Raw genomic sequence first — 14,166 nt, 5'->3', positions numbered from 1 at the left:
CGCCGAGGCACCTGTCGCGATCCGCGATCCCGCACCTCATCCGTTGATATCGTCGGTGCGATTGGAGCCGATGCCGTCCGGACGCCCCGGCCAGGGCGGGGCGGATATGTTGCGGCCCGTCCAGGGATCGATCTGCACGACAGGAAAGCACGGATCATCGGCGAGCCCTGCCCGAGTCCAAACGATTGCCCCATTGTGCAACAGTTCCGCACGCACAGCCGGCCGCCTGGCAGAAACGAATATCTTCCATCCATTCGAGAGTGCGATACGCAACCCACCGTCCTTGAAGAACACAGGGGAGGTGACAGATGCATCCAGAAGCTGGCGCATCTCGACGGCACTCCAATCGACCAGAGAGCGGCGCCCAGGTTGCATCCTCGGAGATGGAGCCTCGGGCCACCTCCACTCCGAGGCCGGTGCACAGTTCGAATTCCGATCCGAACCTAAAGGTAACGTTGTCGTCAGGCCGGATACCGCACTCGATGAGTTCACATCTACGAAGCGGATTTATAATCCACCTGTCTTCGAACTCCTTTATTTCCGCAGGATTATTCATCTAGGGATCGGCGCGCGAAAAGGGGTCATCGATCCAGGGATCTCCATATTTGTCGTACGGGTCACCCAATTGGTGTAGCCGAGCTCTTCCGGAATCTGTTATCTCAGCACGAAGAAGCTCACTCATATATATCTCATCATCTGCCAGATCCAGGTATCCGACCTTATTGCCGTAGCCGTTCGCAATCCGGTCCACGGCTTCTGTCACCGTCATATCCCACGGGGTCCAAGGCCGAATCGGAGCAGAAAAAGAACCGAAACGGATCAGTCCTCGCTCGCCGAGATCGCGAATCGAATCCAGGACGAACTGGCGACTGTATTTTTCCGGCTCCAACTTGGCCAGTATGACATCGAATTCGCTCAGTGAAGTCCAGTCGTCCGAAATAGCGTGCAGCAGAAAATGCTCAGCCTTCTCGTTCATCATGGCAGGTGAACCTTTCGGGGTCGGCTCCCAGGATATTCGATTTCGATCGTAACCCCTCCGCTCGAGCTTTCGTCTCGCAGGCTGATTTTTGTCCCGTCCGGTAGTCGACCGACTCGCCCCGGGAAATCTGTTCCTGCGACAGGTTCTGCGTTACGAGTCAGGTCGTCGTAGAGTTGCCGTATCTCAGCCTCCGTGCCCATCTGACGATGAGGCTTGCTTCTCCCACGATCCGTCCGTTCCAGCAAAATATCTTGAACTTCGTCTTTGTTTGTCGGGCCACTGGCCGGAACGGGTTTCCCGCTGGACGTGTCGTCGCCGATTTCGGTCTCATCATCTCAAGGGAATATCACTCTGAAACTTAGAACCCTGGGTACAGGTAACCTCACGGATCTGCACGCGAGTAGGGGTCGTCGGCCCATGGGTCCCCGTACTTCTCGTAAGGGTCGCCGAGCTGACGCAGCCGAGCGAGCCCTGCTTTGGTAATTTCTGCGCGAAGGACTTCGTTTACATAAATCTCGCCGTCCGCTATCTGCAGATAGCCGGGCTCGCCGTTATAGCCATTGGCCACGCGCTCGATAGAATCGGCGACGGGAATGTCCCAAGCAGTCCAAGGTCGGACCGGCGCAGTGAACGAACCGAACCGGATAAGGCCGCGTTCCCCTAGGTCTCGCATCACGTCCAAAACGTAAGCGCGGGAGTAATTGTCGGGTTCGAGCCTCGCTACCAGGACATCGAAATCATTCAGCGGTGTCCAGTCGTCAGCGATCGCGTACAAGAGAAAGTTCTCGGTCTTCTCGTTCATTAGGGTAGATGAACCTTTCGAATTTGACCCCCTGGGTATTTGATTTCGATCGTAACCCCTCCACTCGTACTGGACTCGCGTAGTGCGATTTCCGTTCCGTCCGATAGCCTGCTCCGCTCTCCCGGAGCATTGCTTCCCGTCACGGGTTCGCCGTTGACAGTCAGGTCGTCGTACAGTTGCCGTATTTCGGCTTCCGTCTCCATCTGCCTGTGGGGTTTGCTTCTCCCCCGATCAGTTCGGTCCAAGAGGATGTCCTGGACTTCATCCCGGTTCGTGGGTCCGGTCGCCGGGACGGGTTTGCCGCTCGCGCTCTCATCACCCGCATCGGTTTCGTCGTCCAGGTACACCCGCATCGCGATGATCGAGGCCAGTCCGCTGCCGACCTCGGTCAGGCTGGGAATGCCATCGAACGCCGAGAGAGTGACGTAGGCCGTGGCGGTGGCCGCACTGAGCCCAACCAGTTCGAGCCATCTGGTGGAAACATATGCGGTGCGGATCGCGTTGACCGCGTTCGCGATCAACGCAACGGTTCCGCCCGAGGCTGCCACGGCACTTGCCCCGAAGGTGAAGAACGCCGTCGCCACCCCGATGACCACCGTGGCGGCGATCGCCGCGGCGGCCGTCGTCACATCGGTCGAGATCTGATCGCGGATCTTCTCGGTCCCGTCGCGGAACGCCGTGACTCGCTTCGACAACTCCATCGACGTCGACGCGAGCTGAGTTGAGGCACTGTGCAGGGAGTCGAAGTGCCGGAGGATCGGATCGAGGTTGGGGTCCTGCATGGTGTCGAACATCGCTTTGATCGCGGCGATCTGGGCGGGGGCGCCGGTGATCGTCGTGTTCGCCGCGAACTTCTCCCAGCCGTCCTTCGCTTTCGAGAGGTCGGAGACATTGCCGTTGGGGAGCTTGCCGAACGCCTCGATGATCTTGTCGGCGAAGAGGTCGAACAGGCCCTCGCTGTCGGCGTCGTCGCGGCTGGTGCCGAGGCCGTTGTCGCCTACCGCGCTGGGCAGCGCCACCCGGTGTTGCTCGAGTTCTCCGACAGCCGGGCGGGCCGGTGCGGGATTGCTGCGGTTGTTGATGCCGTGGTTGTAGCCGAAGGCGGCGATCACGTAGCCGAGGTTCGACAGGGCATCGGCCATATTGGTGCAGGTCTGCAGGGTGCTGGTGGAGAGGGCGTCGTAGTCGTTTCCCCACTCGCGGCAACCGGGTGCGTCACCGGCCATGCCGCTGCAGTCGTTCTGCAGGACCGCGTGCAGCGGAGCGTCGGCCCGCCGGATCTCACCGGCCAGGTCGTGGCACTTCTGAGCCGCTTCGTAGTACACCTGCCAGTCGATGAGCTGGCTCATTCGCCGCTGACCATCCGCCGATTCAGGTCGTTGGCGCGGGTGTAGCGGCCGTGCATGGTGCGGGCGGCGTCGCTCATGTCGCGCAGGCCGGTGACGAATTCGCGGGCGCCCGCGGTCCACTGGGTGTGGGCGTCGGCGTAGGCCGCCGCGGCGCGCCCCTCCCAGCCGGTGCCGGTGAGGGTTGCGATCTTGTCGTCGATGTCGTCGAGATTGTCGGCGATGAAGCCTGCGAGGCCGGAGATGCGCGCGACGATATTGTCGAGTTCTTCCAGATTCACCGAGAACTGTGAACTCATGCCGCGCCCCGCAGGTTCATGGCGCATGCGCTGTAAGACAGCGTCCCCCCGATATCACTCATGGCTGTGACGCTACCAGCCACCGTGGCAGCGGCCCGCCGCAGCGCGACAACTTCAGTCACCACTGAACCAAAGGTATCCGCGCTGCCGAATTGCCGACTCGGCCGCGGCCCGCAAGGTCGCAATCAACTCCTGCTCGACCTGCCCCCTCGCCACAGTCGCGTCTAGTTCGTCGATAAGCTGACGCAACTGAGCCGAATTGAACATTGTATCGGCGTGCGGATGGATTCCGCGTATGAGCGACTTCGGCGGAGCGTTCGAGACCGTTTCATACAGCACCTCGGCTGCTTCTCCAGCAATGAGTTCGACACGCCTATGCGCTTGGTTCTGAATTATTATCGCAATTCCCAACTCGGTCTCCTTTATGGAATCGGATACATGGTCACCACCGAGCCGTAACGGTCGGTCACCACCTTGTAGCGGCTGGTGGCGTTCCCGCCGTACTTCTCGGACACACTACCCACGACATGACCGGCATCGACTTCGCGCTCGTAATTCCCCTCGTCATTGGGGCCGCGAGCCGGAGAATCCGCTGCAGCGTCGGCGAGCGCGTCGAGGTCGACCGATTCGTCGGTCCAGTTTCCCTTCGTCGGATCGTAGTATTCCGCGTCTTTGATATGTTTGCCCAGGATATATTCCTCCGACGTGTCGGTGAGGCCGGGGGGCTGGATTCTCCGGTGCCGCGGGCAGATCCTCGAAGCTTGTGGCGACAGTCTGTCCGGAGGTACGGATCTCTATCGCGGCGATGGACGCGAGCGCTGAGTTGATCCCGTGCTGGGTCAGGTCGGGAATCCCGGTGAATACGCCGTGGCGGTGGCGACGACGATATCCATCGTGACCACCGCGCCGCCGGCGGCAGCAGGCGCGGCGGCCGTACCGGCGGAGGCGAACGCCACGATGGCTACGACAGCGACGGTGATGGCGATCGCCGCAGCGATTTCCTTGGTGGCCGAAGCAATCGCCGCATTGATCTCCCCGCGCATCTCGCCGAGCGCCTGGTGATGGTCCGCGACCGGGGCGGCAAGGCCGGCCGCGGCGTCGGCCACCAACTGTGCCGCGTTCCGCAGCGTCGTCAGCTTCTCTTCGATGTCGATCACGAGCGGATCGGAGCTGCCGCTGAACTTCGCGGTGACGCCATTGATCCGATCGGCCGCGCCGGTGATCGAGCTGTGCTCGGCGAAGGCCTTCCACGCGTCTTTCGCGATACCGAGCTTGGTCAGGTCCCCATTGGGGATCCGGCCGACCTCCTCCATCAGTCCGGTGATCGACGTGTCGATGCCGGGGCCGTTGTCGCCCTTCGCGCTCGCGGGCAGCTGCATCCCGGAGTCGTAGAACGGTTCCGAGACCGTCGGCCGAGCAGGTTCGGCGCCGGTGGCGCGGGTGCTGTCGGAGTGCCACCAGTTGTAGCCGGCCGCGGCCAGGAACTCGCCGAAGCGCTGGAGGGCATTGCACAGCGCCGCGGCCAGGGTGACGATGTCGCGGGCGTGCTGGTCGTACCCGGTGGTCCAGGCCAGCGACTTCTCGTGATCACCAGCCATGCCCGCGCAATCGTTGACCAGCGTGCGGTGCAGCGGCGCGAGGGCGAGGTTGATGTCGGAGGCGAGCTGCTGGCATTTCTTCGACGCGTCGAGGTATATGCCGGTGTCGATGATCCAGGTCATCGCTACCTGCCCTGAATCATCTGCCTGTTGATCTCGGCCGCCGCGCTGTAGCGGCCGTGCGCCTTCTTGGCGGCGTCGCTCATCGTGCGCAGGCCGTCGGTGAACTCGCGCGCACCGGTCAGCCACTCCCGGTGCGCGGTGGAGTACGCCTGTGCGGCCACGCTTTCCCACCCGGTGCCTACCAGGCCGTTGACCTTGGCGTCGATCTCGTCGAGGTGATCGGCTACGAAGCTCGCGAGCCCGGAGATCCGGCTGACGATATTGTCGAGCTCTTGGAGATTCACCGAGAACTGTTCACTCATGACAGTGCTCGCACAGGTGCATCCACGGACAGCGCCCCCCGGTATCGCTCATGGGACGACGGTACCAGCCACCTCCGGCAGAGATACCGGCCGGAAACCTTCCCCCGTTCCAGCACGATGCCCTCCGGACAACCACGGACTCGACCGCACTGCGATAGCGTCGACCCGCGGGGACCGGGTGATCTAAGACATCGACCGAGGAGCGAAGTACATGGGGGCACTCCTGCCTACGTTGCAGGCCGACCACCTGCGCGAAGGCTTGACCGACTACCTCGCGACCACCTTCGCTCTCACCGACCCGGACGCCCAGGCCGCGCTCATCGACTTCGTCGGCCATCCCCGCGACGGCATGTTCAAGGGCCCCTACGTCCGGCTCCGACTCCCGTTCGCCCCGGCCCGCGGGAACTGGGGCATGCACCTGGACTGGCTGCCGAAGGGCTTCGTCCCCTACGGCCACCAGGCGAAGGCGTTCGAGCGGCTCTCCACCAAGTTCCAGCCGCGGCCGCAGCCGACACTGGTGACCACCGGCACCGGGTCGGGCAAGACCGAGTCGTTCCTCATTCCGATCCTCGATCACGTGCTGCGGGCGAAGAAGCGGGGCGTCGCGGGGCTGAAGGCGCTGATCATCTATCCGATGAACGCGCTGGCGAACGATCAGGAGCAGCGGCTTGCCCGATTGATCACCGGCAGTCCTGAACTGGCTGGGGTGAGTGCGGGTCTGTACACGGGCGAGCAGTCGTCGGGTGGCCGGACGATGGTGTCGGCGGACGGGCTGATCACGGATCGGCGGCTCATGCACGATTCCCCGCCCGACATCCTGCTCACCAACTACAAGATGCTCGACCACCTGCTGCTGCGGCCGGATCGGGCGGCGATGTGGCGGCAGTCGGCGGAGTCGCTGCAGTACCTGGTGCTCGACGAGTTCCACACCTACGACGGGGCGCAGGGCACCGATGTGGCGATGCTGCTGCGGCGGCTCGGGCTGGCGGTGAAGTCGTACTCGACGGACCCCGGCGAGGTGCGGCCGCTGGGGCGGATCACGCCGGTGGCGACCTCGGCGACGCTGGGCGGTCAGGGTGAGCCGACGGCCATGCTGGAGTTCGCGCACACCGTGTTCGGCGAGGAGTTCACATCGGAGGCGCTGGTCGGGGAGACGCGGCTGGGGCTGGACGAGTGGCTGGCGGCCGAGCCGGACCGGCGTTACCTGCCGATCGCGCCCGCGGTCGAGGACGCGGTCACCTCGCTCGACGCGCTGAAGCAGACCTCCCCGGGCAATGCGCAGCTCGCGGCGGCGGTGCTGGCGACGCTGTTCGAGCGCGCGGGTGACCGGCACCCCGAGCCGGGCGAGCTGGCGGCGGAGTTGCGGCGGCTCGATGAGGGCGAACAGCTCGACCTGCTGAAACAGCATCAACTGATCGTGCGGCTGGTGGAACGTTCGCAGGAGGCGGTGTCGCTGGCCGAGCTGGCCGCGGCGCTGCTGCCCGCGTCGTCGGGGGAACGGGACAGCCCGAAGTCGCAGGCCACCCGGCAGCGGTACCTGGATTTCGTGTTCGCGGCGCTCTCGCACCTGCGGGCCGTGGTGGGGCGGTCGGCGCTGAATGTCGATGTGCACCTGTGGGTTCGGGAGCTCTCCCGGATCGGCCGGGCGCTCGCGGGGTCGGCGGGGTTCCGCTGGGCCGATGACGGCGCCGCGGAGGGGGCGGAGGTCGAATACCAGCCCGCGCTGTTCTGCCGGCACTGCGGGCGCTCGGGCTGGGGGGTGCGGATGGCGCCGACCGGCAGTTGGCTCGACCCCGATCAGGAGTCGGTGCGCAGCCTGCACCTCACCGGGGACGCGCGGATCCGCGCGCTGATCTCGGCGCCGCTGGAGGCCAGGCAGGAGGCGGCGGTGGAGGGGCTGCGCTGGCTGCGGCTCGGCGACCGGGAGCTCAGCGACGAGACGCCCGACCCGGAGAGCGCGGAGGTGCTCGAGGGGCAGGCGCTGCCGGTGCTGGTACTCACCGGGCCGGGCGCCGACGAGGAGTCGCAGAAGGACGTCTGCCCGGCCTGCAATGCCGCCGACGGCATCCGGTTCCTGGGCAGCGCGGTGGCGACGCAGCTCTCGGTGGCGCTGTCGAACATGTTCGGCGACGCCGATCTGGACGCCGACGAGAAGAAGGCGCTCATGTTCACCGACAGCGTGCAGGACGCCGCGCACCGGGCCGGTTTCGTGCAGGCCCGCTCGCACACGCTGAGCCTGCGCTCCACGCTGCGGAATGCGTTGGGCGCGACGGCATCCGGCGGGGCGATGGTGACGCTGGCCGAGCTGTGTGACGCGGTGCTCGACCGCGCGGGGAGCGATCCGGCCCGGCGCTACCACCTGCTCGCGCCCGACGTCGTGGAGCGGGACGAGTTCGTCGCGTTCTGGCAGCCGGACAAGCCCGCCGCCGAGCGGCGCGCGGCGCTGGCCCGGGTGCGCAGGCGGGTGCAGTTCGACATCGACCTCGAGTTCGGGTTGCAGTCCCGCCTCGGCCGCACCCTGGAACTCACCGGCAGCGTCGTCGCGGAGGTCGCGCTGAACGACGCGGCCGGGCTGGGGCGGCGGGCGCTCGACGGCGCGGAGCACCAGCTCGCCTTCTCCGAGCCGGCGGTCACCGCGGTCGGGCGGTGGGTGCGCGGCACCGTGGAGCGCATGCGCACCCAGGGCGCGATCCGGCACCCGTGGCTGGACACCTTCGTGCAGCGCGACGCCAACCGGCGCTGGGTGTGGGGCGGGCGGCCGCGCGGGCAGGGCATGCCCGCCTTCCCGAAGGGCCGCCCGGCGCCGGCGTTCCCGGCGATCGGGGCGCGCACCGTCCCGGAGGGCTTCGACCCGATCACCGCGCCCTCCTCCTGGTACGCGCGGTGGGCCGCCCGCTGCCTCGGGGTGTCGCCGTTCGAGGGCGGGTTCCTGGCGCGATCGCTCTTCGCCGTGCTCGCCGAGGAGCGGGTGCTGACCACGGTCACCACCGAGAAGGGGCTCACCGCGTATCTGCTGAGCGACAAGGGTGTTCTGGTCGGTGCCCCGGCGCTCGCCGATCTGGAGGCGGGCGGGCACCTGCTGGTGTGCGGGGTGTGCCAGACCCAGAATCCGGGCAGCGCGACCGTGGTCGACCAGCTCGAGGGCGCGCCCTGCCTGCTCACCCGCTGCCCGGGCACCCTGCACCGCGCGCACCGCGGCGAGAACTTCTACCGCAGGCTCTACGACCGCTCGGAGATGAAGCGGGTGGTCGCTCGCGAGCACACCTCGCTGCTGCCCACCGCGGTACGGCTGGAGTACGAGACCAAGTTCAAGCAGGCCAGCGCCGACCCGACGGCGCCGAATGTGCTGGTCGCGACGCCGACCCTGGAGATGGGGATCGATATCGGCGACCTCTCCGCCGTCCTGCTCGGCTCCCTGCCCCGCACCGTCGCCTCCTACCTGCAGCGAGTCGGCCGCGCCGGGCGGCTCACCGGCAATTCGCTGGTACTTGCCTTCGTGCGCGGGCGTGGCGAGCACCTGCCGAAGCTCTACGAACCGCTCTCGGTGATCTCCGGCGAGGTGCGGCCGCCCGCGACCTTCCTCACCGCCGAGGAGATCCTGCAGCGCCAGTACGTCGCGCACATCGCGGACCGGCTGGCCAGGCAGGCAGGCGCGCTGGACCCGGTGGACGCCCGCGCGGTGCTCGGCAGCCTGGACGAGCACAGCTGGATGGCCGGGCTCATCGGGACCGCGGAGGCGAAGGCCGACGAGCTGCTCGACGGTTTCCTCGCCCAGTTCGGCGGGCTGCTCGACGACCCGGCCCGCACCGGCCTGCGCGGCTGGGCGACGCCGAGCGGGGACGACGGCAGCGGACTGCGCAGGCACCTGACCGAGGCGGTGCACCGGTGGCGGCGCGACGTCGACGAGCTCGTGGAACGCCGCACCGCCATCGACGCCGCCATGCCCGAGTTCGAGCAGCGCGCCAACTCCCCCGCCGCCACCGACGACGACAAGCGCGCGCTGCGCTCGGCGAAGGGCACCTTGCGGCTGCTCGGCAGACACCTCAGCGATCTCACCGCCGAGCACTGGGTCGGGGTGCTGGAACGCTACGGCGTGCTGCCGAACTACACCCTGCTCGACGACTCGGTGACGCTCGACGTCGGCATCACCTGGATCGACCCGGAGAGCAACGAGTACCAGGGCGACACCGAGACCTACCAGCGCGGCGCCAGGACCGCGCTCACCGAGCTGGCCCCCGGCGCCACCTTCTACGCCCAGGGTCTCGCCGTGCGGATCGACGCCGTCGACCTCGGCGCGGGCGAGGCGAGCATCCACACCTGGCGCATGTGCCCGTCCTGCGGCTGGGCCGACATCAGCGCGGGCGGGGAGGCGCCGCCGCACCGCGGCAGCTGCCCGCGCTGCGGCGAGGGCGCCATCGCCGACGTCAGCCAGCAGCTGCGGGTGGTGGAGCTGACGAAGGTCTCGGCGGAGGTGCGCCGGGACGAGGCCGCCATCACCGACTCGCGCGACGAACGCCACCGCGAGGTGTACTCGGTGCTCACCGCCGCCGACGTGAACCCGGACAACATCACCCGCCGCTGGTTCGCCGCCGACCACGACTTCGGCGCGGAGTACCTGCGCCACATCGACATTCGCTGGCTCAACATGGGCAGGCGGACCTCGCAGGGCAGCAGGCGCAGCATCGCGGGCACCGAGGTGACCACCGGCCTGTTCCGGGTGTGCTCGGGCTGCGGCCAGCTCGACCGGGTCGCCGGGCGCAACGAGGCGTACGAGCACCGCACCTGGTGCCGGTTCCGCAGGGCCGCCGACGAGGCGCACGTGCGCGAGATCGCGCTGGCCCGCACGCTGCGCACCCAGGCGGTGCTGCTGCACATGCCGCCGGAGCTGCGCTACGACATCTTCGCCTACCCGAGTCTGAGCGCCGCCGTGCTGCTCGGCCTGCGCCAGGTGATCGGCGGCGCCCCGGAGCACCTCGACGTCGTCGCCATCCCGGACGCGCTGCACGACCGGAACCAGCAGGCGCTGCTCATCCACGACACCGTCCCCGGCGGCACCGGGTACCTGGCCGAGTTCGCCGACCCGGCCAAGGTGTGGTCGGTGCTGGCCGCGGCCAGGGAGCTGCTGCACGGCTGCTCCTGCGCCGAGGAGTCCCGGCTGGCCTGCCACAACTGCCTGCTGCCGTTCACCCCGCCGAACGAGCTGGACAAGGTGTCGCGCAAGACCGCGGCGAAGATCCTCGACGGCATCCTCGGCGGGGAGCCGTCCTGGGCGGCGTGGTCCGCGTCGATCGTCGAGGAGAGCCCGGCGAAGCAGGTCGGCAGCAAGGAGTCACCGCTGGAGCGCCGGTTCTACCGCGCGTTCCTGGACCGGCTGCGGCTGCTCGGCGCCACCATCAAGGAGACGCCGGGCACCTACGCCAACAAGGCCACCATCACCGTGCCCGGCCCGCGCACCCGGACCTGGACCCTGACCCCGCAGGTGCAGATGGGCAACAGCCTGCCCGACTTCGCGCTGGAAACCCTCGACCCGGACATTCCGGTGATCGCGATCTTCGCCGACGGCAAGCGGTACCACGCCGATCCCGGCGCCAACCGGGTCGCCGACGACGCCCGCAAGCGCGAGATCCTGCGCTCCGGCGGGGTCATGGTGTGGGCGTTCGGCAGCCAGGATCTGGACCGGTTCGAGGCCAAGGAGCACATCCGGCCGTCCTGGTACTCGGAGAACGGCAGCAAGTTCATCGTGCAGCAGGGGACGCTGCGCCGCGCGGTGGTCGATCTGCTGATCGCCGACCCGATCACCCAGCTGTTCGAGTTCATGGCCGAGCCCGACATCGGCGAGTGGGCGAAGGTCGGGCAGTGGCTGCCCGCGCTGTTCCTGCTCGGCAACCGGGTGCGCGGCGACGGCGGTGCGCTCGGCGCGTGGGCGCTGGACCTGCTCGATCGGCCCGATGCCGGAATCCCCGCCGGTGACCACGCGTGCGCCTCGTATGTGGACGGGCCGCTGACCCTCACCGCGGCCCTGCGCGCCGCCACCAAGACGGTGACCGCGGTGCTCGTGCTCGACGACCGCGACGACGTCGTCGGCGCAGGCGACGGCTGGCGGGACTGGCTGCGGCTCTCGAATTGGTTGGGGCTGAACGACAGCCACCTGGTCACCACCCGCAGCCTGCTGGCCGGTGACACCTCAGCGCCGGAGCCGCGGGTCGAGGCGGGCGCGGCGGAGCTGACCCCGGAGTGGCAGCGGCTCGTCGAGGAGAGCATCTCCGACGCCGAGCGCACCCTCGTGCTCGCCCTGGCCGAGGCCGGAACACCGCTGCCCACACAGGGATTCGAGACCGATGATGGCGAAGTCGTCGACCTCGCCTGGCCCGGCCCCCTGGTCGGCGTGCTGTTCGACGAGAGCGCCACCACCTCCCTGACCACCGAGGGCTGGACGATCTGCCCGCCGGAACTGCCGCCGATCCTCGCGGCCCTGACCGCGAACGGAGCGCTGTGATGGCCAATATCGTCATGACCAACGAGAGCAAGGCGCCCGCCAAGCTCGACGGCTCGCTCGTGCAGCGGGTCTTCGCCTTCCTGGCCAAGCTGCAGGCCGACGACACCTCCCCCGGCCTGCACATCGAGCCGCTGAAGGGCGCGGTGGACCGCCGGGTGCGCACCGGCCGGGTCGATCTCAACCACCGCGCCGTGCTCTTCCGGGTCGACCCGAAGGAGGGCGGCACCACCTACGTCTATCTGGGGACCTGGAAGCACGATGTCGCCAACGGCATCGCCGAGCGGGCCGTCCTGCAGGTCAATCCGGTCAACGGAATCCTCGAGGGTGTCGTCGCCGACGCCGTCGAGGTGCCCGCCGCCGAGCCGGAACGTCCCGCCGCCGAGCCGAAGCAGGCGCAGGGCTTCCTCGCCGCGGCCGGTTTCGGGCTCGGCGATCTCACCGACCGGCTCGGGCTCGACGCCTCGCTGGCCAGGCGCGCGCTCGCCGCCGCCGACGACTTCGAGCTCACCGACATCGCCGCCGACGCCGTCGAGTGGCAGGCCGACGCGCTGCTCGAGCTCGGCAGCGGCACCAGCATCGACGACATCCGGGAGAAGTACCGCTTCCCCGAAACGCCGGTGGACACCACCGCCGACGAGGACGACCGGATCATCGAGGCGCTGACCAGGCCCGCCTCCCGGATGCAGTTCACCTACATCGAGGGCAGCGAGGAGCTGCGCCGGGTGATCGAGGGCGGCGACTTCGCGGCCTGGCGGGTCTTCCTCCACCCCGAGCAGCGCGAATACGCCGAGAAGGACTACAGCGGCCCCTTCCGGCTCTCCGGCGGCGCGGGCACCGGGAAGACGGTCGTGGCGATCCACCGCGCGCGCAACCTGCTCGCCCGCAACCCCGCCGCCCGGATCGTGCTGACCACCTTCAACAAGACGCTCGCCAAGAACCTCGAGACCGACCTGCGCGCGCTCGACCCCGGCATCGAGATCGCGAAGCGCCCCGGTGACCGCGGCATCTACGTCGCGGGGCTGGACAAGCTGGCCAACGACATCGTCCGGCAGGCCGACGACATCGGGCCCGCGGTCGAGGCGGTGCTCGGGGTGCGCACCGAGATCCCGGTCGCGCGGACGCGACAGGACCAGGTGTGGCGGGACCTGCTGCAGACCATCGACAGCGGTCTGGAGCAGCGGCTGGCCTCGGCCTGGTTCCTGGAGACCGAGTACACCTCGGTTGTGCTGGCGAACAAGATCACGACGGTCGAGCAGTACGCGCGGGTCGCGCGGGCCGGGCGCGGGGTGCGGCTGTCCCGGCAGCAGCGGCTCGCGATCTGGAAGCTCGTCGCGGCGTATCGGCGGCGCAGCCGGATGGACGAGACGCTCGGGTTCGCGGAGATTCTCGCGATCGCGTCGGAGCACCTACGGCAGCGTGAGAGTGCACGGCTGGCCGATCACGTCATCGTGGACGAGGCGCAGGATCTGCACGCGACCCACTGGCTGATGTTGCGGGCGTTGGTCGCCGAGGGGCCGAACGATCTGTTCATCGCCGAGGATTCGCATCAGCGGATCTACGGTCAGCCCGTTGTGCTCGCTCGGCTCGGGATCAAGATCGTGGGGCGGTCGCGGCGGTTGACGTTGAACTACCGGACCACCGCGCAGAATTTAGCGTTCGCGGTCGGGGTGCTCAGCGGGGCGGAGTATCACGATCTCGAAGAAGGCAAGGAGACGGCGCATGACTACCGCTCGGCGCGCACCGGGCCGAAACCGGAGTTTCTCCCCTGCGATTCGGCAGCCGACGAGCTGGAAGCGGTAGCGAGCCGGATCAACGAGTGGCTGGACGACCCGGCGGTCGAGCCGTCCACCATCGCCGTGCTCACCCGCGGGCTCGGTGATCGCGGTCAGCTGGTCCGTGCGCTCGCGGAACGCGGGGTCAGCGCGCGGGTGCTGGACGACAGCCCGGCGCTGCCCGGGCACGTCCAGGTGTTGACCATGCACCGCGCGAAGGGCATGGAGTTCTCGCGGGTGATCCTCGCCGGGATCGATGAGGCGCACGTGCCCGCGAAGGCCGGGCTCGGCGGGGTGCCCGCGGAAGAGGTGAACGAGGCGCGGCTGCGGGAGCGGTCGCTGCTGTATGTGGCGGCGAGCCGGGCTCGGGATCAGGTGGTGGTGACGTGGAGTGGGCGGCGGTCGGAGTTGCTGGGGTAGACTCTCTTGCACGCAGCTCGAAGCCGCGG

Annotated in this window: 9 protein-coding genes; 2 read left to right on the top strand and 7 right to left on the bottom strand. The window is 68.0% G+C overall.

The features are described from left to right. Positions 1-36: 36 nt before the first annotated feature. The 7 genes from NH2_RS28905 to NH2_RS19145 form a co-directional block, all read right to left on the bottom strand. Positions 37-330, bottom strand: coding sequence for a hypothetical protein (locus NH2_RS28905; protein ID WP_157103861.1), 294 nt, complete (start codon positions 328-330; stop codon positions 37-39). Between the two features lie 226 nt (positions 331-556). After that, entirely contained in the window at positions 557-979 is a 423-nt protein-coding gene (locus NH2_RS28900; RefSeq protein ID WP_157103860.1) for a hypothetical protein, read from the bottom strand. A gap of 382 nt (positions 980-1,361) precedes the next feature. After that, positions 1,362-1,781, bottom strand: a complete 420-nt coding sequence (locus NH2_RS19165) for a hypothetical protein (RefSeq protein ID WP_067655991.1) — start codon at positions 1,779-1,781, stop codon at positions 1,362-1,364. Continuing rightward, positions 1,781-3,130: a hypothetical protein gene (locus NH2_RS19160; RefSeq protein WP_067655988.1), complete on the bottom strand. Its 1,350-nt coding sequence runs from the start codon at positions 3,128-3,130 to the stop codon at positions 1,781-1,783. The genes NH2_RS19165 and NH2_RS19160 overlap by 1 nt, the downstream gene beginning before the upstream one ends. Beyond that, positions 3,127-3,426 carry a WXG100 family type VII secretion target gene (locus tag NH2_RS19155; protein ID WP_067655985.1) on the bottom strand — a complete coding sequence of 100 codons (300 nt, stop codon included), beginning with the start codon at positions 3,424-3,426 and terminating at the stop codon, positions 3,127-3,129. The genes NH2_RS19160 and NH2_RS19155 overlap by 4 nt, the downstream gene beginning before the upstream one ends. Before the next feature lie 839 nt (positions 3,427-4,265). After that, positions 4,266-5,147 carry a hypothetical protein gene (locus tag NH2_RS19150; protein ID WP_067655982.1) on the bottom strand — a complete coding sequence of 294 codons (882 nt, stop codon included), beginning with the start codon at positions 5,145-5,147 and terminating at the stop codon, positions 4,266-4,268. Between the two features lie 2 nt (positions 5,148-5,149). After that, positions 5,150-5,449 (bottom strand): WXG100 family type VII secretion target, encoded by a 300-nt coding sequence (locus tag NH2_RS19145; protein ID WP_067655979.1) that lies wholly within the window; start codon positions 5,447-5,449, stop codon positions 5,150-5,152. Between the two features lie 211 nt (positions 5,450-5,660). Here NH2_RS19145 and NH2_RS19140 point away from each other — a divergent pair, with 211 nt between their 5' ends. Together NH2_RS19140 and NH2_RS19135 are read left to right on the top strand one after the other, a co-directional pair. Further along, a complete protein-coding gene (locus tag NH2_RS19140; protein ID WP_067655976.1) occupies positions 5,661-11,945 on the top strand; it encodes a DEAD/DEAH box helicase in 6,285 nt (2,094 codons plus the stop codon). Further along, the gene (locus tag NH2_RS19135; RefSeq protein ID WP_067655973.1) at positions 11,945-14,137 is read left to right on the top strand and encodes a 3'-5' exonuclease; all 2,193 of its coding nucleotides are present in this window, start codon (positions 11,945-11,947) and stop codon (positions 14,135-14,137) included. Before NH2_RS19140 ends, NH2_RS19135 begins: the two co-directional genes overlap by 1 nt. Positions 14,138-14,166 lie beyond the last annotated feature (29 nt).

This window comes from Nocardia harenae NBRC 108248, assembly GCF_001612885.1.
Lineage (GTDB): Bacteria > Actinomycetota > Actinomycetes > Mycobacteriales > Mycobacteriaceae > Nocardia > Nocardia harenae.
Note: the sequence above shows the minus strand (reverse complement) of the source record. Positions and strands in the feature narration are given on the sequence as shown.